At 64.4% G+C, this 19,194-nt stretch carries 15 protein-coding genes and 1 pseudogene; 6 read left to right on the top strand and 10 right to left on the bottom strand.

Going from position 1 to position 19,194, the window contains the following annotated elements:
* Positions 1–76 precede the first annotated feature (76 nt).
* Complete coding sequence (gene purH / locus B5M41_RS12130; RefSeq protein ID WP_134648491.1) at positions 77–1,687, top strand: bifunctional phosphoribosylaminoimidazolecarboxamide formyltransferase/IMP cyclohydrolase; 1,611 nt, start codon at positions 77–79, stop codon at positions 1,685–1,687.
* A gap of 57 nt (positions 1,688–1,744) precedes the next feature.
* Here the strand turns inward: purH and B5M41_RS12125 are convergent, their stop codons facing one another.
* Together B5M41_RS12125 and B5M41_RS12120 are read right to left on the bottom strand one after the other, a co-directional pair.
* Positions 1,745–3,130, bottom strand: a complete 1,386-nt coding sequence (locus B5M41_RS12125; protein ID WP_134648489.1) for an MFS transporter — start codon at positions 3,128–3,130, stop codon at positions 1,745–1,747.
* Positions 3,131–3,212: 82 nt separating this feature from the next.
* Positions 3,213–7,982 carry an NAD-glutamate dehydrogenase gene (locus tag B5M41_RS12120; RefSeq protein ID WP_134648487.1) on the bottom strand — a complete coding sequence of 1,590 codons (4,770 nt, stop codon included), beginning with the start codon at positions 7,980–7,982 and terminating at the stop codon, positions 3,213–3,215.
* A 287-nt stretch (positions 7,983–8,269) separates the two neighbouring features.
* Here B5M41_RS12120 and pdxY point away from each other — a divergent pair, with 287 nt between their 5' ends.
* Both pdxY and B5M41_RS12110 read left to right on the top strand, forming a co-directional pair.
* Complete coding sequence (gene pdxY, locus B5M41_RS12115; protein ID WP_134648485.1) at positions 8,270–9,145, top strand: pyridoxal kinase PdxY; 876 nt, start codon at positions 8,270–8,272, stop codon at positions 9,143–9,145.
* 92 nt (positions 9,146–9,237) lie between these two features.
* Positions 9,238–9,879 (top strand): carbonic anhydrase, encoded by a 642-nt coding sequence (locus B5M41_RS12110; RefSeq protein ID WP_134648483.1) that lies wholly within the window; start codon positions 9,238–9,240, stop codon positions 9,877–9,879.
* A gap of 88 nt (positions 9,880–9,967) precedes the next feature.
* Here B5M41_RS12110 and B5M41_RS12105 read toward each other — a convergent pair whose 3' ends face one another.
* The 3 genes from B5M41_RS12105 to B5M41_RS12095 form a co-directional block, all read right to left on the bottom strand.
* Positions 9,968–10,789 (bottom strand): lytic murein transglycosylase, encoded by an 822-nt coding sequence (locus B5M41_RS12105; protein WP_134648481.1) that lies wholly within the window; start codon positions 10,787–10,789, stop codon positions 9,968–9,970.
* A 207-nt stretch (positions 10,790–10,996) separates the two neighbouring features.
* Positions 10,997–12,031, bottom strand: coding sequence for an aspartate-semialdehyde dehydrogenase (locus tag B5M41_RS12100; protein ID WP_134648479.1), 1,035 nt, complete (start codon positions 12,029–12,031; stop codon positions 10,997–10,999).
* A 112-nt stretch (positions 12,032–12,143) separates the two neighbouring features.
* On the bottom strand, positions 12,144–12,350 hold the full coding sequence (locus tag B5M41_RS12095; RefSeq protein ID WP_134648477.1) for a hypothetical protein: 207 nt from the start codon (positions 12,348–12,350) through the stop codon (positions 12,144–12,146).
* Positions 12,351–12,533: 183 nt separating this feature from the next.
* On the opposite strand from B5M41_RS12095, the gene B5M41_RS12090 reads away from it, so the two are divergent.
* Complete coding sequence (locus B5M41_RS12090; RefSeq protein WP_134648475.1) at positions 12,534–14,423, top strand: MFS transporter; 1,890 nt, start codon at positions 12,534–12,536, stop codon at positions 14,421–14,423.
* A 59-nt stretch (positions 14,424–14,482) separates the two neighbouring features.
* Here the strand turns inward: B5M41_RS12090 and B5M41_RS12085 are convergent, their stop codons facing one another.
* The 5 genes and pseudogenes from B5M41_RS12085 to B5M41_RS12065 all read right to left on the bottom strand — a co-directional run bounded on the left by B5M41_RS12085 (position 14,483) and on the right by B5M41_RS12065 (position 17,902).
* Positions 14,483–15,178 carry a phosphatase PAP2 family protein gene (locus B5M41_RS12085; RefSeq protein WP_134648473.1) on the bottom strand — a complete coding sequence of 232 codons (696 nt, stop codon included), beginning with the start codon at positions 15,176–15,178 and terminating at the stop codon, positions 14,483–14,485.
* A gap of 135 nt (positions 15,179–15,313) precedes the next feature.
* A complete protein-coding gene (gene leuB / locus B5M41_RS12080; protein ID WP_134648471.1) occupies positions 15,314–16,423 on the bottom strand; it encodes a 3-isopropylmalate dehydrogenase in 1,110 nt (369 codons plus the stop codon).
* Between the two features lie 108 nt (positions 16,424–16,531).
* Positions 16,532–16,887 (bottom strand): annotated as a pseudogene (locus B5M41_RS12075) (RidA family protein).
* Between the two features lie 4 nt (positions 16,888–16,891).
* Positions 16,892–17,497, bottom strand: coding sequence for a 3-isopropylmalate dehydratase small subunit (leuD, locus tag B5M41_RS12070; protein WP_134648469.1), 606 nt, complete (start codon positions 17,495–17,497; stop codon positions 16,892–16,894).
* Between the two features lie 150 nt (positions 17,498–17,647).
* On the bottom strand, positions 17,648–17,902 hold the full coding sequence (locus B5M41_RS12065) for a hypothetical protein (protein WP_134648467.1): 255 nt from the start codon (positions 17,900–17,902) through the stop codon (positions 17,648–17,650).
* Between the two features lie 109 nt (positions 17,903–18,011).
* Here B5M41_RS12065 and B5M41_RS12060 point away from each other — a divergent pair, with 109 nt between their 5' ends.
* Both B5M41_RS12060 and B5M41_RS12055 read left to right on the top strand, forming a co-directional pair.
* A complete protein-coding gene (locus tag B5M41_RS12060) occupies positions 18,012–18,920 on the top strand; it encodes an HpcH/HpaI aldolase/citrate lyase family protein (protein WP_134648465.1) in 909 nt (302 codons plus the stop codon).
* Positions 18,917–19,123: a DUF1737 domain-containing protein gene (locus B5M41_RS12055; RefSeq protein ID WP_134648463.1), complete on the top strand. Its 207-nt coding sequence runs from the start codon at positions 18,917–18,919 to the stop codon at positions 19,121–19,123. Before B5M41_RS12060 ends, B5M41_RS12055 begins: the two co-directional genes overlap by 4 nt.
* The last annotated feature ends 71 nt before the right edge of the window (positions 19,124–19,194 follow it).

The raw sequence follows: 19,194 nt of genomic DNA, 5'->3' as shown, positions 1-19,194 counted from the left end.
TCCGGGCGGCGCCTGTGTTAACGGGGCGCATGACCATCCGGCCCCCTCCTCCCGGGCCGTCAGAACGGAGCGCCCAATGGCCGTTGTTTCCAAGAAGATCCCCGCCCCCGATCGTGTTGCCGTGCGCACCGCGCTGCTCTCCGTCTCCGACAAGGCCGGGGTCGTCGCGCTCGCCAAGTCGCTCGCCGAAAAGGGCGTTCGTCTGCTCTCGACGGGCGGCACGCACAAGGCGCTCAGCGATGCCGGGCTTGCCGTCACCGACGTTTCCGAGGTCACGGGCTTTCCGGAAATCATGGACGGTCGCGTGAAGACGCTTCATCCTTCGGTTCATGGCGGGCTTTTGGCGATCCGAGACGATGCCGAGCATGTCGAGGCGATGAAGGCGCACGGTATCGGCGCCATCGACCTTGCCGTCATCAACCTCTATCCGTTCGAGGATGTCCGCGCCAAGGGCGGCGACTATCCGACGACCGTCGAGAACATCGATATCGGCGGCCCGGCCATGATCCGCGCCTCGGCCAAGAACCACGCCTATGTCACCATCGTCACCGATCCTGCCGATTACGAGGCGCTGATCGCGGAACTGGCTGACGGCACGACTTCCTATGCCTTCCGCCAGCGCATGGCGGCGAAGGCCTATGCGCGCACCGCCGCCTATGACGCCGCGATCTCCAACTGGTTCGCCGAAGCGCTCGACATCGCCATGCCGCGCCATCGCGTGATCGGCGGCGTGCTGAAGGAAGAGATGCGCTACGGCGAAAACCCGCACCAGAAGGCGGGCTTCTACGTGACCGGCGAAAACCGCCCCGGCGTCGCCACCGCGACGCTCCTGCAGGGCAAGCAGCTTTCCTACAACAATATCAACGATACGGATGCCGCCTTCGAACTGGTCGCCGAGTTCCTGCCGGAAAACGGCCCGGCCTGCGCGATCATCAAGCACGCAAACCCCTGCGGCGTCGCCACCGGCAAAACGCTGAAGGACGCCTATGCCCGGGCGCTGGCCTGCGACCCGGTCTCCGCCTTCGGCGGTATCATCGCGCTCAATTCGACGCTGGACGGCGAGACGGCGGAAGAGATCGTCAAGCTGTTCACCGAGGTCATCATCGCGCCGGATGCGGATGAAAAGGCCCGCGCGGTGATTGCCGGCAAACCCAATCTGCGCCTTCTCGTGACGGGCGGCCTGCCCGATCCGCGCGCGCCCGGCCTCTCCGCCAAGACCGTATCGGGCGGCCTTTTGGTGCAAAGCCGCGACAACGGCGTGGTCGAGGACCTGGAGCTGAAGGTCGTCACCAAGCGGGCGCCGACCGAACAGGAGCTGATCGACATGAAGTTCGCCTTCAAGGTGGCCAAGCATGTGAAGTCGAATGCCGTGGTCTATGCCAAGGACGGCCAGACGGCCGGCATCGGCGCCGGTCAGATGAGCCGCGTCGATTCGGCCCGCATCGCCGGCCTGAAGGCCGAAGCCGCCGCCAAGGCCATGGGGCTTTCGCAGCCGCTGACGCGCGGCTCGGCGGTGGCGTCGGAAGCCTTCCTGCCCTTTGCCGACGGCCTGCTCTCCGCCATCGCCGCCGGGGCCACGGCCGTCATCCAGCCCGGCGGCTCGATGCGCGACGCCGAAGTCATTGCCGCGGCCGACGAGGCGGGCGTTGCCATGGTGTTCACCGGCATGCGCCACTTCCGCCATTGATCCTTACCCGGATTCTTGTCCGGATGGAGACGCCCCGCTTGCGGGGCGTTTTGCGTTTCAGCGGGTGACTTTGGCGGCGGGATAAGGCGTGCGCAGCAGGAGCAGGAAACCGGCTACAAGGAAGACGATCAGCGCCATCATGCCCAGGCGTGCCGAGCCCGTCGCCGTGGTGACGAGGGCGACGGAGAGCGGCGCCAGGAAGGATGTGGCGCGGCCTGAAAGCGCATAGAGCCCGAAATAACGGCCCGCCTCGTCCGGGTGGATGCTTTGGGCGAGATAGGAACGCGCAGACGCCTGGACAGGGCCGAATGCGAGCCCGATCAGCAGGCCGTAGAGGATGTAGGCCTTTTCCGCAGCTGTGCCGAACAGCCCGCCGGTACTCTTGACGGACAGCGGGACGAGGCCGAAGAGCGTGAAACCCGGTCCCGTCGAGACGATGCCGATCGTCGCCATCGTCAGGCAGACGAGACTTCCGACGACGACGGCCTTCGAGCCGAGGCGCTTGTCCAGCCGGCTGGCATAGAGGCAGCCGCCGATGGCGACGACATTGAGGATGATGCCGTAGATGCCGAGCTCGAAGGTCTGCCAGGCGAACATGCCGGCGGCGAAGGTACCGCCGAGCGCGATGAGGCCGTTGACGCCGTCCTGGTAGACCATGCGTGCGATGAGAAAGCGCAGGATGCGAGGCCTGCCGCGAAGATCGCGCAAGGCCGCGGTGAGGTCCGCGAAGCCTGCGCGAACGGCGTGTGCGATCGGCAGGCCCCTGCTCTGGTCCGGCGTGAAGAAGAACATCGGCAGGATGAAGACGAGATACCAGATCGCCGAGATCGGTCCGGTGATGCGGGCATCCTCGCCGGTCGCGGGATCGATCCCGAATATCGGCCTGATGCCGAGGACCGTCTCGCCCGTTACGGGATTTGCGGCAATCAGCGCGATGACCACGATCAACACGATCATGCCACCGAGATAGCCGAGGCCCCAGGCAATGTTGGAGATGCGGCCGGTATCGGCCGGGCTCACCAGGCGCGGCATCATGGAATCGTTGAAGACGATCGAAAATTCCGCCGCGACGGTGGCGAGCACGATCATCGCCATGGCGAAGACGAGGCTGCTGCCCGGCGTGGCATACCAGAGCCCCATGAGGGAGAGGATCTTCACCACGGCGAAGGCGGCGATCCAGGGTTTTCGGGCGCCCGAGGCATCGGCGATCGATCCCATGACGGGCGCCAGCAAGGCAATCACGATGCCGGCGATCGTCAGCGTGTAGCTCCAGGCCGCCTGTCCCGCGACCGGATCGTCCGTCAGGCGCGCGACGAGATAGGGACCGAAGATGAAGGTGGTGATGACGGTGAAAAACGGCTGCGCCGCCCAGTCGAACAGCATCCACCCGGCAATGCCGAGACGGCTTGCGCGCGGCGCGGCGGTTTTCGTGTCCATGCTCATCGCCCTCCTTTGCCGGGGCGATGATGCGCCCGTCCTCAAGCCGGCTAACGGAGCGTCGTCCGCCAGCCGGCAGGGGACTGTGTCATTTCACCCTTTCCTGCGCAAGGTCGCTCAGGATGCCGGCGGCGACGCTGACCTTGGCAAGCGTCGCCTCGCCCGTCTCCGTCAGCGCGGAGAGGTTGGCCGTCACACGGGCCAGCCGTTCCTTCTCGCTCTGTTGCCAGGCGGTAAGAGGCGCCTTGTCGCCCTTGTGGCGGGTCAGCACGGCGGTGGTGAGGTCGCGGCGGGCATTGGCGATGTCGGTGAGGCTGCGCTGCAGGGCCAGCGCCTCGTAGAGATCGCCGGTCGGAATGCGGGCGGCCGCGGCCAGCAGGCGGCCGATGTTCAAGCTGCCGCTGATGCCCGCGAAGGCCTGCGCGGTTTTGCTCAGCGTATCGCCGGTCGCCGTCGCGATCAGCATCACCTCGGGAACGAAGATCAGCATGGAAAGCGTCGTGATCTCGGCGGCGAGCTCTGCCGGCACGCCTTCATCCTCATAGGCATGGGCCCTGCGGCGGGCCTCGTCGCCGGCGGCCTCCGACACGAGCGTCGAAAGATGCGGGCGAAGCTGCTTCAGCACGTGCTTGAGCTTGTGGATCGCCTGGTCGAGCGGGCCGGACACGGCGCCCGTGGTCAGGAGCAGGCTGGTGACCGTCGCATAGATGCGGCCGATCTCCTCGTAGAGTTCGTTCTGGACGTCTCCGGAAACCTGGTTGTCCAGCGCATCGACGCCGGCATAGAGCGCAGGCAGGCCGTAGCCATCCCGCGCGATGACGGCCGCCTTGACCGCATCGGCCGGGCCGAAGCCGGTGCCGTCGGTGAGGCCGTTGATGAAGGCCGGGCCGCCGCGGTTGATCACCTCGTTGACGAGGATGGTCGCGATGATCTCGCGGCGCAGCCGATGCGAGCGGATATCGTCGGCATAGGCCTTCTGCATCTTGGCGGGGAAGTAGCCCGTCAGCGTCGGCTCAAAATAGGGATCATCGGGCAGGCTGGTGTGAATGAGTTCGTCGAACAGCACCAGCTTGGCATAGGAGAGCAGCACGCCGATTTCCGGGCGCGTCAGCGGCTTGCCGGCCTGGTAGCGTTCGGCGAGCGTGCGGTCATCAGGCAAGGTCTCGACCTTGCGGTTGAGATGGCCGGAGCCCTCCAGGCGGTCCATCAGGCGGGTCAGCGATGCGCGGTTGCCCGTGCCCTGCCGTTCCGTGAGCGAAATCGCCAGCGATTGCAGGTAGTTGTTGCGCAGGACGAGTTCGGCGACCTCGTCGGTCATGGAGGCGAGCAGCACGTTGCGCTTGGCACGTGTGAGCCGCTCGTCGCGCATGGCCGAGGCGAGCGCGATCTTGATGTTGACCTCGACGTCGGAGGAATTGACGCCCGCCGAGTTGTCGATGGCGTCGGAATTGCTGCGTCCGCCCTTCAGGCCGAAGGCGATGCGGCCGCGCTGGGTAACGCCGAGATTGGCGCCCTCGCCGATCACCTTGGCGCGCACGTCCTCGCCGACGATGCGGATGGCGTCGTTGGCGCGGTCGCCGACCTCGGCATCCGTCTCGTTCTGGCCGCGGATATAGGTGCCGATGCCGCCGAACCACAGGAGATCGACGGGCGCTTTCAGGATCGCCGTCATGATCTCGAATGGCGTCGCCTTGGCCTTGTCGATGCCGATGACCGCCATGGCCTCCGGCGTCAGCGTCACGGATTTTTCCGTGCGCGGAATGATCATCGCACCCTTTGAAAGCACCGAGCGGTCGTAATCCTGCCAGCTGGAGCGCGGCAGGTTGAACATGCGGCGCCGCTCGGCAAAGGACGTGTCGGTATCCGGGTTCGGATCGATGAAGATGTCGCGATGGTCGAAGGCCGCGACGAGGCGGATCTTGCGCGACAGCAGCATGCCGTTGCCGAAGACGTCGCCCGACATGTCGCCGACGCCGGCCACCGTGAAGGGTGTCTTCTGGATGTCGATGTTCATTTCGCGGAAGTGGCGCTTGACGGTTTCCCAGGCGCCGCGGGCGGTGATGCCCATCTTCTTGTGGTCGTAGCCGGCCGAGCCGCCGGAGGCGAAGGCGTCGTCGAGCCAGAAGCCGGCTTCCTGGGCAAGGCCGTTGGCCGTGTCGGAGAAGGTGGCCGTACCCTTGTCGGCGGCGACGACGAAATAGGGGTCGTCCCCGTCGATGCGGACCGTATCGGCCGGCGGCACGACGTCCTGTCCGACAATGTTGTCGGTGACGGAGAGCAGCGTGCGGATATAGGTCTTGTAGGCCTCGGTGCCCGCCTTGAAGATGGCGTCGCGGCTGCCGCCGGCGGGAAGCTGCTTGGGATAGAAGCCGCCCTTGGCGCCGACAGGCACGATGACGGCGTTCTTCACCTGCTGCGCCTTCACAAGGCCGAGCACTTCGGTGCGGTAATCCTGCGCCCGGTCGGACCAGCGCAGGCCGCCGCGGGCGACCTTGCCGAAGCGCAGGTGCACGCCCTCCACCTCGGCACCGTAGACGAAGATCTCGCGGAACGGCCGCGGCTCCGGCAGGCCGTCGAGCGCCTTCGGGTCGAGCTTGATCGCCAGCGTCTTGCGCGGCTTTCCGTCGGCATCGTGCTGGAAATAGTTGGTGCGCAGCGTCGCCTGCAGCGCGTTGACGTAGCGGCGCAGGATCCGGTCCTCGTCGAGGCTCGGCACGTCGGCCAGCGCATCCTCGATGGCCGTTGCGGCTTCGGTGGATTTCTTGTCGCGCTGTCGTTCGGACAGTTTCGGGTCGAGGCGTGAATCGAACAGGCGGAACAGGCTCGCGGCAATGGCCGGGTACTTGTTCAGCGTATCGGCGATATAGCCCTGGGAATAGGCGATGCCGGTCTGGCGCAGGTAGCGCGAATAGGTCCTGAGCGCCATGACCTCGCGGGCGGAAAGCCCGGCGGTGATGATGAGGCGGTTCAACGCGTCGTCGTCCACCTCGCCATGCCAAGCGGCGAGGAAGGCCTCTTCCAGCATCGGGCGCAGCCTGGCGAGATTGATCTCGATACCGTCGCGGTGCTTCAGCTCCATGTCGTGCAGCAGCACGCGGCGCTGCTCGCCGTCGAGACCGACGACGGTGAGGTCATGCGTCTGCTCGCTGATGACGTTGAAACCGAGATTCTCGAGCAGTGGAACGCGGCGTGACAGCGAGACCGGCTCGTTGGCGTGGAAGATCTTCAGCTCGACGGAGCTGAGGTCGGTGTTCCAGGCCTTGCGGTAGAAGGCGATGCTGATCGGGTTGTCGGCGGTCGCGGTGGTGATGAGCGCGAGGTCGGCATGGGCTTCGGCGGGGGTGAAATCCTCCTGATAGCCGCGATCGGCAATCAGCCTGAGACCATCCCTGTTCGACAGCGCCTCGAAGCGGTCGGTCCAGCGCGTCGCGATCTCGCGCACGGCCTGTTCGAGCTTGTTCTGCGCGATGCGCGGCGTCTTGCCGCCGGAGCGGCCGATGATGAAATGCACGCGCGCGAGGCCGCCTTCCGGGAAGGCCGGATAATAGGCGGAGACGCGGCCGTCGTAAGCCGACTTCAGGTAATTGCCGATCTTCTCGCGCACATCCGAATCATATTGCTCGCGCGGCACATAGACGATGACGGAGACGAAACGGTCGAAGCGGTCGATGCGCGGCAGGACCCGGATGCGCGGCCGGTCGGACAGTTCGTTGATCTGTTCACAGAAGGTGGCGAGCAGGCCGGTGTCGATCTGGAAGAGGTCGTCGCGCGGATAGGATTCCAGCGTGTTGATCAGCATCTTGCCGGAATGGCTCTTGGGGTCGTAGCCGAAATGCTCGACGACATGCTCCACCTTGGAGCGCAGCAGCGGGATCTGGCTGGCGGCGTGGGTATAGGCGGTGGAGGTGAACAGGCCGACGATACGCAGTTCGCCGATGACCTTGCCCTTCTCATCGAAGCGCTTGAGGCCGATATAGTCCATATAGGCGCGCCGGTGCACGACGGACTTCGCATTGGCCTTGGTGACGATGAGGAAATCCGGCCCCTCCAGGAATTCCAGGATTTCCGGTGTTGTCGTCACGGCGTCCTTGCCGAGGCGCAGCACGCGGACGTCGGGATCGGAGAGAATGCCGAGGCCCTCGCCGCCGCGTTCCACCGTCGCATTCGCGCCCTTGCCGGAATAGCTGTATTCCCGCATGCCGAGGAAGGTGAAGTTGTTGCCGCGCAGCCAGTCGAGGAAGGCGAGCGCTTCGCTCTTGCCGGCTTTCTCCTTGGCGAAGCGCTCCAGGTCGCCCCGCGCGCCATCGAGCTTTTCCAGCATGGCGGGCCAGTCGTCCACCGCGAGATGGACCTGATTGAGGACGTTTCTCACGCGCTCGGTGAGGGCCGCGGCTTCCGCCGCCGACATTTCGGGCAGGTGGATCTCGATATGGCTGACCCGCTGGCCGGGTTCGCTCGGCTCATCCGGCGAAAACAGCTTCGGCGCGGCACCGGGCGCGACAACGAGAATGGGGTGGATCGCCAGAAGGATATCGCGGTAGCTGCTGGTCACCTCGCCCATCACCGAATCGTAAAGGAACGGCTGGTTGCGGTCTGTGACGGCGAGGACGGACACCGGCTGGCCCTGCGGCTTCACGTCCGGCAGGGTGGTGACCGTCACGCGCGGTGCGGTCCCGTCCCAGGCTTCCAGCTCGCCCATGGCATGGGCGGAAGCAACCGCCAGCATCGCGCCGGTATAGTGGTCGAGATCGTCCTTGCTGGCACGTCCGAAAAGGATGTCCGGGTTCAGTGTTTTCGCGCCGAGGGCTGCGGCAGCCGCCTTGGCGGCCTCGATATGCTTTTCTCTTTTCATGCTCATCCTGGAACCCCTGGAAATTCCCTCGAATCCGATGCCGGGACGTTAGCAGAAGAAAAAAACGGCGCGATGAAATTTGTGTTTTCCTGAGAAAATTCAATCGATTTTGTCCGAAATAGGTCAGTTATACTGTCGTTTCGACGGGAAATTCATGGATTTTCGTCGGAATGCCGTTTGAAGCGGCTCCAGACCGTATCGGACGTCGGTCTGCATGATGCCTTCTGTCGGTGCCGACGTTGACAGGGCGTGGTGCGGTTTGCCATCACTTTTGCGCAGAAGGGGAGCAGGCCATGGGTGAGAGCGACAAGGGCGCGGTCATCGTCATTTCGAGCCATGTGGTGCGTGGCACGGTGGGCAATCGCGCGGCCGTCTTCGCGCTGGAGACGCTCGGCCATCCGGTCTGGGCGCTGCCGACGGTCATCCTGCCGTGGCACCCCGGCCATGGGAAATCCACGCGCGTCGTGCTGTCGCCGGAAGAGTTCGATGCGATGATCTCCGACCTCACCCAGGCGCCATGGCGCGGCGAGGTCAAGGCCGTCCTGACCGGCTATCTCGGCAGTGCCGCGCAGGTGCGCTCCGTGGCGCGGCTGGTCGAGAGTCTGCGGGCCGAAAATCCCGATCTTCTCTATATGTGCGACCCGGTCTGCGGGGACGAGAAGGGCCTCTACATCGCCGAGGAGACGGCGGTCGCCATTCGCGACGACCTCATTCCGCTCGCATCGATCGCAACGCCCAACCGGTTCGAGCTCGCCTGGCTTGCCGGCGCGCCCTTGGAGACGAACGGGCAGATCATGGAGGCGGCGCTGGCGCTCGGTCCCTCACGCATGCTGGTCACCTCGGCGCTGCCGCTGATGGCCGGCAGTACGGGCAATCTCTATCTGTCCGGCCGCAACGCGCTCTTGGCCGAGCACCGGCTCGTGCCCAACCCGCCGAACGGCACCGGCGACCTGCTGGCCGCCATTTTCCTGTCGCGCCTGATGGAGGATCTGACGGAGGAGCGACGCCTGATGACGGCGACGGCCAGCGTCTTCGAGATCGTTGCGCGCACGGCCAAGCGCGGCGCCGACGAACTCACGCTTGAACAGGACGCATCCAGCATCTCCACGCCGATGGCCATGGTGCACATGCGCCGGCTGATGCATCCGGCGCAGACGCGCAAGACCTGACGCGATCCGGCCTTGCGCGGTGGCCTTCGGGATGGTTTATGCAGAACCGGATGAGGCCATCCGCCAGATCGCACACGGGGTATTCCGACACCATGAACCGCTTTCCCGATCGCCTCCTGAACGGCTACCGCAATTTCATGTCCGGGCGTTATGCCGAGCAGTCGGCGCGTTATCGCGCGCTGGCCGAGACCGGCCAGAAACCCAAGACGCTCGTGGTCGCCTGTTGCGACTCCCGCGCCGCACCGGAGACGATCTTCGACAGCGGCCCGGGTGAACTCTTCGTCGTCCGCAACGTGGCCAACCTCGTGCCGCCCTATGAGCCGGACGGGCAGTTCCACGCCACGTCGGCCGCGCTCGAATTCGCGGTGCAGTCGTTGAAGGTCACGGACATCCTCGTCATGGGCCATGGCCGCTGCGGCGGTATCTCGGCAGCGCTCGATCCGGAAGCCGAACCGCTCTCGCCGGGCGATTTCATCGGCAAGTGGATGGGCATGCTCAAGCCCGTCGCCGAGCAGATCCAGGGTGCGGAAATGCTCACGCAGGGCGAGCGCCAGCGTGCGTTGGAGCGCGTTTCCATCCGCAATTCCATCGCCAATCTCAGGACCTTCCCCTGCGTGCGTATTCTGGAGGAAAAGGGTCGCCTCCAGCTGCATGGCGCCTGGTTCGATATCTCGACGGGCGAACTGTGGATCATGGACGCGGTCACCGGCGATTTCCGGCGCCCGAGCGCATGAAAAAACCGGCGTGGTTGCCCGCGCCGGTTTCATGTCCATGAGTTGGTAGCCCTGCGGCGGCGCGATGCGCCGCGCAGCAAGACGTTCCTCAGTTGCCGTCGATTTCAGCGCCGATGATGGCGATCGCGCGCTGGTAGACGCTTGCGGCGTTCCAGCCCTGAAGCGCGCCGAAGTTCGGCTGGCCGGGCTGGTAGCCCGCGCCCGCGCTCCAGCCGTGGCCGCGCAGGAAGTTGGCCGTGGAGGCCAGCGCGTCGGCCTTGGAGCCGACGAGGTCGATGCGGCCGTTGCCGTCGCCGTCGACGCCGTATTTCAGGACGTTTGCCGGCAGGAACTGCGTCTGGCCGATCTCGCCATGCGCCGCGCCGCGGGCCGTGGTCGAAAGCGTGCCGTTCTGCACGAGCTGTAGCGTCGCGTAGAGCTGGTTGGTGAAGTATTCCGAGCGGCGGCAGTCATAGGCGAGCGTCGCGACGGCGGAGATGGTGTGCTCCTTGCCGAGGAAGCTGCCGAAGCCGGTTTCCATGCCCCAGATCGCCAGAAGCGGGCCGGCGGGAACGCCGTAGCGGGCTTCGATGCGGTTGAACAGCGCCGCGTTCTGCTGCTTCAGGCTCTTGCCGCGGCGAATGATCGCCTGCGCGCCGCGCTTCTGCATGAACTGGTCGCGGGAAAGCTTGAAGCTCTTCTGTCCGCGGTCGGCGCGGATCGTCGCACGGGCATAGCTGACATTGGCGAAGGCCTTGTCCAGCGTCGAACGGCTGATGCCGCGGCTTGCCGCCTCGCCCTTGAAAGCGTCGATCCAGGCGGGGAACCCGCCCGCGTCGTTGCCACACTTGGCAGCGTGTGCCGCCGCCGGCATCGCCGCGATGGCGATCATTGCGGCCAGAACCTTGCCCGCGCTCTTTGTCATGCCCATCAAGAACCCCGTGATCTCGTCAATACCGCTGCGGGAACATGCCATGCTCCCCTGTTCCTGTCATCGCAACTCGGCGTGAACCGGCCGAGGCCTTCAAGACAAAGCCCCGACTGTTCTTTAACGGAACAACCGGGACTTTTATTGAAACATGATTAAGAGAACGTTGCCATTTCTTGAGAAAGCCGGCCGAACCGTCCCTTTATCCTGTCAGGCGGCCTGCTTCTTCGCCTTGATCAGGCCGCGGGCAACGAGCAGCTCCGCGATCTGGATGGCGTTGAGGGCTGCACCCTTGCGCAGGTTGTCGGAAACGACCCACATGTTCAGGCCGTTTTCGACGGTCGCGTCCTCGCGGATGCGCGAGATGTAGGTGGCGTCCTCGCCGGCGGATTCGTAGGGCGTGATGTAGCCGCCGTTCTCGTGCTTGTCGATGACCTGGCAACCGGGTGCTTCGCGCAGGATCTCGCGCGCCTCGTCGGCGGTGATTTCCTTCTCGAACTCGATGTTGACCGATTCCGAATGGCCGATGAAGACGGGAACGCGCACGGCCGTGCAGGTGACCTTGATCTTCGGGTCGAGCATCTTCTTGGTTTCGGCGAGAACCTTCCACTCTTCCTTCGTGTAGCCGTCTTCCATGAAATTATCGATGTGCGGGATGACGTTGAAGGCGATGCGCTTGGTGAACTTCTTCGATTCGACGGGATCGGCGACGAAGACGGCGCGGGTCTGCTGGAAGAGTTCGTCCATGCCTTCCTTGCCGGCGCCGGAGACGGACTGGTAGGTCGAGACGACGACGCGCTTGATGGTGGCGCGGTCGTGCAGCGGCTTCAGCGCAACGACGAGCTGGGCGGTCGAGCAATTCGGGTTGGCGATGATGTTCTTCTTGCTGAAGCCCGCAATCGCATCCGGGTTCACTTCGGGAACGATCAGCGGAACCTCGGCGTCGTAGCGCCAGGCCGACGAATTGTCGATGACGACGCAGCCCTGGGCGCCGATCTTCGGCGAATACTTCTGCGAAACGGTGCCGCCGGCCGACATCAGGCAGATGTCCGTATCGGAAAAATCGTAGTTTTCGAGGTTCTGCACCTTCAGCGTCTTGTCGCCGAAGGAGACCTCGGTGCCCTGCGAACGGGCGGAGGCCAGCGCCACGACCTCATCGGCGGGAAAACCGCGCTCGGAAAGGATGTTCAGCATTTCACGGCCGACATTGCCGGTCGCGCCGGCGACTGCGATCTTGAAACCCATGTCTAAAGCTCTCTTTCTCTGTCTCTCCGCTGGGTCAGGAGGGGAAACCCGTCGGCCATGACGCGGGTTTCGGTCCCCGGCCATACCGGGGAGAGAGCGGTGGCCAGAGACGTCAGACGGTTTTCGTCGTCGTTTTGGCCGTTGTTTTGGAAATCGATACGCAATGACGAACCCGTCCGGCGTTGAAGGCCGGAGCGATCATGCGGGCGATGGAATTTCCAAGGCGAAACATGGCGGTCCCTTTTGCGTGCGTGCTGAATACGCTCATCTGGTGAAGAGTCAAGTGTTCCTTGACGCTCGGCGGCATTCCATCGGCCACCCAGTCTCCATCTAAGGCTTCCACTTAAGTCTTAGGCCAAAAGTCATAAGCCGAAAGCAGCGGTGATGTCACAATCTGTTTTCTGTCATCCTTTCATCAGGCGCACCCTGCCCTGTGTTCTCGGGAGGAACACGGGGCCTTTCACGGGCTGCCCGACACGCCGTTTTTGTGGAGGACAATGAAATGGCAAATGTTTCGACCGTGGGCGACGCCAAGGCCGCGCCCATGACGGGCGAGCAGAAGAAGGTGATCTTCGCCTCTTCGCTCGGCACCGTCTTCGAGTGGTACGACTTCTATCTTTACGGTTCGCTGGCCATCTATATCGGCGCGACCTTCTTCAGCCAGTATCCGGAAACGACGCGCAACATCTTCGCGCTTCTGGCCTTTGCCGCCGGCTTCCTGGTGCGCCCCTTCGGCGCGCTGGTGTTCGGCCGTCTGGGCGATCTCGTCGGGCGCAAGTACACCTTCCTCGTCACCATCCTGATCATGGGCGTCTCGACCTTCGTGGTGGGCCTGCTGCCCGGCGCGGCCACCATCGGCATCGCGGCTCCGATCATCCTGATCATCCTGCGCATGCTGCAGGGCCTGGCGCTTGGCGGCGAATACGGCGGTGCTGCGACCTATGTTGCCGAACACGCCCCCCAGGGCCGGCGCGGCTACTTCACCTCGTGGATCCAGACGACGGCGACGCTCGGCCTGTTCCTGTCGCTGGTGGTGATCCTTGCGGTACAGTTCATCGTCGGCAAGGAAGCCTTCGCCGAATGGGGCTGGCGCATTCCGTTCCTGCTGTCTGTCGTTCTGCTCGGCGTTTCCGTCTGGATCCGCCTGAAGATGAACGAATCGCCCGCCTTCAAGAAGATGAAGGAAGAGGGCAAGGGCTCCAAGGCGCCGTTGACGGAAGCCTTCGGCCAGTGGCGCAATGCCAAGATCGCGCTGCTTGCGCTGTTCGGCGCCGTCGTCGGCCAGGCCGTCGTCTGGTATTCCGGCCAGTTCTACGCTCTGTTCTTCCTGACGGGCGTGCTGAAGGTGGACGGCCAGTCGGCCAATATCATGGTCGCCTGTTCGCTTCTCATCGGCACGGGCTTCTTCGTCTTCTTCGGCTGGCTGTCGGACAAGATCGGCCGCAAGCCCATCATCATGGCCGGCCTGCTGCTGGCGATGCTGACCTACTTCCCGCTGTTCAAGGCACTGACCTGGGCCGGCAACCCGGCGCTCGCCGAGGCGCAGGCGACGATCCGCGCGACCGTCACCGCCGCGCCCGGCGACTGCAAGTTCCAGTTCAACCCGACGGGCACGGCGAAGTTCACGACATCGTGCGATATCGCCACCTCGTTCCTCACCCGCAACTCGGTGCCTTATGACGTCGTCACGACGGCGCCGGCCGGCACGCCGGCCACGGTGAAGATCGGCGAACAGACGATCACGAGCTATGACGCGATCGCTGCCGGCGACCAGGCCAAGGCCCTCGACGGCGCCTTCCAGAAGCAGACCAACATCGCGCTCCACGACGCCGGCTATCCGCTGGTGCGCGGCGCGGCCAAGGTCCCGGACTCCAAGCTCGACGCCTTCGTCGCGGCCAATCCGGAACTTGCGCTCGATGCGACGGCGATCCGTGCCGGCGAGAAGGCGACCACGCCGGTCGCCGACCTGATCACCGCCAAGCTGCTGACGGCCGAAGAGGCTGCCGGCGCCACCGAGATGGACGTCTACACGATTGCCAATGGCGGCGCCTTCACCATGGTCGCCGACCCCGCAAACGTGAACTGGATCGGCACCATCGCGGTCCTGACCGTCCTCGTGATCTATGTCACGATGGTCTATGGCCCGATCGCCGCGCTGCTGGTCGAACTTTTCCCGACCCGCATCCGCTATACCGGCATGTCGCTGCCCTACCATATCGGTAACGGCTGGTTCGGCGGCCTGCTGCCGGCAACGGCCTTCGCGATGAGCGCGGCCCAGGGCGATATCTATTACGGTCTCTGGTATCCGATCGTCTTCGCAGGCATCACGCTGGTCATCGGCCTTCTGTTCCTGCCGGAAACGAAGGACCGCGACATCCACGCCATGGATTGATCACCCCCTTCCGATCCGCCCATGGCGACCCGGCTCGTGGCAACACGAGCCGGGTTCTTTCATTTCGGGGATGGAAGAAGCGTGGTCAGCCGCGGCCAGCCGTTTTCGCCGAACCGGAAGAGCCATTGCCGGCTCGCGAAGAAAAAGGCGGTCGCCACCGCCGTCCAGAGGCCGAGCAGGAGGCCTGCGGCCACGTCGCTCGGATAATGCGCGCCGACAATGACACGCGAGACGCCGATCGTGAGAGCGCCCAGCAGGAAAAGCGGCCGCAGCCGTGGCGCCAGCATCGAAAAGGCGCCGAAAAAAGCCCCGACGGCTGCCGAATGGCCGGACGGGAAGCTGGAATAGAGATCGTCATAGGCGAACGGCGTCAGGCTGTAGGCGCCGTGGTCGGCAAAGAGTTCCGGCCGTGCCCGGCCCACGATCAGTTTGAAAAGATGCACGAGCGCGCTCGTCGCGCCGATGGCCACGAAGAAATAGAGCGCCAGCCATCCCGCCGCCGTCGCCCGCTCTCCCAGCGCATGGTTCCAGCTCACGCGCCCGAGGATGTAGGCGAGGATCACGACCAGCCCGGAGCCGTAGATCATCCAGCGGAAGGTGCCGAAATCCGTGATGTGCCGGTTGAAGGTGACGATGGCGTCCGGAAGCCCCTGCGCGTGTTGTGAAATCAACGGATCGAGGGGAAGCAGGGCCACGACGAGCACGGCCGTGGCGGCGAAAATCCAGAGCGAGGAGGTCGCAAGCGATCGGTTCATGGTGGTCCTTTGCAACAGGCGTCGTCTGCATGTGTTCGCCGGTTGTGGCTTTTCAAGGGATGCAAACGAAAAAGCTCCCGGCGCGCTGGCGACGGGAGCCTTTTTGGACCACGCCGGCGATGCCGGCGCGTGTTGTCAGGCGGAGAGTTTCTTGAAGGCGGCGAGGATGGCGTCGCCCATTTCGACCGTGCCGACCTGGCGGCAGCCTTCGGCCATGATGTCGCCGGTGCGCACGCCGCTGTCGAGAACCTCGGCGATCGCCTTCTCCAGGTTGTCGGCCTCGGCGATCATGTTGAAGGAGTAGCGCAGGCACATGGCGAACGAGGCGATCATGGCGATCGGGTTGGCGATGCCCTTGCCGGCAATGTCGGGCGCCGAGCCGTGGACCGGCTCGTACAGCGCCTTGCGCCGACCCTTGACGTCGGGGGCGCCGAGCGAGGCCGACGGCAGCATGCCGAGCGAGCCCGTCAGCATGGCGGCGACGTCGGAGAGCATGTCGCCGAACAGGTTGTCCGTTACGATGACGTCGAACTGTTTTGGCGCACGGACGAGCTGCATGCCGCCAGCGTCGGCCAGCATATGCTCCAGCTTGACGTCGGAATAGGCGCGCTTGTGCGTCTCGGTCACGACCTGGTTCCACAGCACGCCCGACTTCATGACGTTGCGCTTTTCCATGGAGCAGACGCGGTTGTTGCGCGTGCGGGCCAGTTCGAAGGCGACGCCTGCGATGCGCTCGATCTCGTAGGTGTCGTAGACCTGCGTGTCGATGCCGCGCTTCTGGCCGTTGCCGAGATCGATGATCTCCTTCGGCTCGCCGAAATAGACGCCGCCCGTCAATTCGCGCACGATGAGGATGTCGAGGCCTTCCACGAGCTCAGGCTTCAGCGAGGAGGCATTGGCAAGCGCCGGGTAGCAGATGGCCGGACGCAGGTTCGCGAAAAGCTGCAGGTCCTTGCGCAGGCGCAGCAGGCCGGCTTCGGGACGCACTTCATAGGGTACGTCATCCCACTTCGGGCCGCCCACGGCGCCGAACAGAACGGCGTCGGCCGCAAGCGCCTTCTCCATGTCGCCTTCCGAGATCGCCGCGCCATGGGCGTCGTAGGCGCTGCCGCCGACGAGGCCTTCGTCGGTGGTGAAGCCCGCGCCGAGTTCGGCGTTCATATAGGCGATGATCTTGCGGACTTCCGCCATGGCTTCCGGGCCGATGCCGTCGCCGGGCAGAAGGAGGAGGTTACGCGCTGTCATGGGATTGTCCTTGATGTCACGGAATGGTCGCGCGCTTCTTAGCGCAACTTCCGTTCAAGGAAAATCGCCGAAAAGAAAGAATTTTGCGCGATTGCCTCGGCCTTTCGGCTAGGTCCGGCGCAGGGCCGTGACTTCTATCTCGATCAGCATTTCGGGCCGGATGAGATCGCAGACGATCATGGTCGCAGCCGGCCGGACCGTGCCGAAGGTTTTGCCGAGAATGGGAAAGACGCGGTCCGCGAAGGCGGGGTCCGTCACGTAATAGTGGCAGCGCACGATGTTTTCGACACCGATGGTGGCAAGGCAGTTGCGCGTCTGATCCTCGACGCTGTCCGGCATGGTCACGGTGGTATAGTCGTAGCCGGTCGTGCCGGAAACGAAGCACCAGTCGCCCTGCACGACGGCGCACGAATAGCCCGCCGTCACTTCGAAGGGAGAGAGCCGGATGAAATCAGCCGGCGCATGGCATCAAGCCCAGGGGCGCGAGGATGCGGTCTGCTTCTCGAAGCTGTCGATGGCGGTCGCCTTCTCCAGCGTCAGGCCGATGTCGTCGAGGCCGTTCAGCAGGCAGTGGCGGCGGAAGGCATCGATTTCGAAGCCGATGCGGCCACCGTCGGGACCGGTGATTTCCTGGGCTTCCAGGTCGACGGTCAGGATGGCATTCGCGCCGCGGCTGGCGTCGTCCATCAGCTTGTCCAGGTCTTCCTGGCTGACGACGATCGGCAGGATGCCGTTCTTGAAACAGTTGTTGTAGAAGATGTCGGCGAAGCTCGTGGAGATCACGCAGCGGATGCCGAAGTCGAGCAGGGCCCACGGCGCATGTTCGCGCGAGGAGCCGCAGCCGAAATTGTCGCCGGCAACGAGGATCGAGGCGTTCTGGTAGGCCGGCTTGTTCAGCACGAAGGTTTCGTTGAGGCTGCCATCCTCATTGTAGCGCGCTTCGGCGAAGAGACCCTTGCCGAGGCCCGTGCGCTTGATGGTCTTGAGGTAGTCCTTCGGAATGATCATGTCCGTGTCGATATTGACGACGGGGAGCGGCGCGGCGACGCCGGTCAGCTTGACGAACTTGTCCATGCGGAAACCCTCGGAATATGGAAGTCGATTTCGCCAAGCGTTTAAATCAGTTTTCCCGGAATTTGAAGGAAAATCTTGATCAGGGCCGCAAGGACGGCGCCGGGCGCGGAGGCAGGCGCCCGGATATCCTCTTTCGGGAGGACGCCTCTGTCAGAGGTCGATGATCGTGCCGCGGCCGTCGTTCCAGATCCGCGGCTCGCGCTGACCGGCGGTCGCGCGGTCGTTGCGGGCGCGCGCCGTTGCGCGGACCGGAGTCGGCTGGAATTTCGCTGCAAGCAGGGAGCCGAGCATCAGGACGGCGGTGATGCCGACGATGGCGAGGCCGACCGAGGCGGCGAACACGATGGTCACGCCGGCGACAAGCATGGCGAAGACGGTGAAGATGATGGAGCGAATGCGCTGCATTTTGATTTGCCCTTTTCTCTGACAAGCAATGTGGGGGGCGATTTTGTCCATTGCAAGGCCGAATCTCATCGTGCTTGCGGGTTGCGACAAAGCGCGTCACAAAGGCACGATGAACAGGACACCGCATCACCATCCGCTTCACTTGCGCCGCTCGCTGTTGAGCGTTCCCGCGGTCAATGCGCGGGCGCTCGCGAAATCCGCGGCGCTCGATTGCGACGCGATCATCTATGATCTCGAGGATTCCGTCCTGCCGGAGAAGAAGGCCGAGGCGCGCGCCGCGCTGATCGCGCATTTCGCCGCGCTCGACCGCAGCGACGGGCGCGAGCACGTGATGCGGATCAACCCGCTCGACGGGCCGGACGGCCTGCGCGACCTCGAGGCCGCACTCCAGTGCATGCCCGATGCCGTGCTTCTGCCAAAGGTGTCGGGGCCGCAGGATATCCTCGCGGCTGCCGACTGGTTTTCCGAAGCCGGTGCCGACGACGGGCCGCGCCTCTGGGCGATGATCGAGACGGCCGCCGCCCTTCTCAATCTCTCCTCCATCGCCGAGACGGGGCGTACGCAGGGCGGGCGCCTGGATTGCTTCGTCGTCGGGCTGAACGACCTGCGCAAGGAAACCGGGATCGCCGATATTGCCGGCCGGCCCTTCCTTGTGCCTCTGTTGCTTCAGGTGGTCGTGGCCGCGCGCGCCTGCGGCCTCGATGTCGTCGACAGCGTCTTCAACGATTTCGCGGACAGCGACGGCCTGGCCGCCGAATGCCGGCAGGGCCGCCAGATGGGGTTCGACGGCAAGATGCTGATCCATCCCGCGCAGATAGCCGCCGCCAATGACGCCTTCGGCGTGACGGAAGCGGAAGCCGCCGAGGCGATCGCCATCGTTGCCGCCTTTTCGGCGCCCGAAAATGTTGGCAAGGCCGTCATTAATATCGCCGGCCGCATGGTGGAGAAGTTGCATGCCGAGCAGGCGGAGCGTCTGCTCGGAAAGGCCGATCTGATCAACGAGAGAAAGAAAGCATGAAAGTCTACCGATTCCTCACCGGCCCCGACGACGCATCCTTCTGCCACAAGGTCACGCTTGCGCTGAACAAGGGCTGGGAGCTGCACGGGTCGCCGACCTACGCCTACAATGCGGAGGCGAAGATCATGCAGTGCGGCCAGGCCGTGGTGAAGGATGTGCCCGGCAAGGACTATACGCCCGACATCAAGCTTTCGGAGCAATGAGCGCGATATAAGCGGCTGGTGCGTGCACAGCCCAAGCGCTTCAAGCCCGATGCATTCCGGTATCATCGGTC

The organism is Shinella sumterensis (genome assembly GCF_004514425.2).
Taxonomy (GTDB): Bacteria; Pseudomonadota; Alphaproteobacteria; order Rhizobiales; family Rhizobiaceae; genus Shinella; species Shinella sumterensis.
This window is presented reverse-complemented; position numbering and strand designations above follow the sequence as displayed.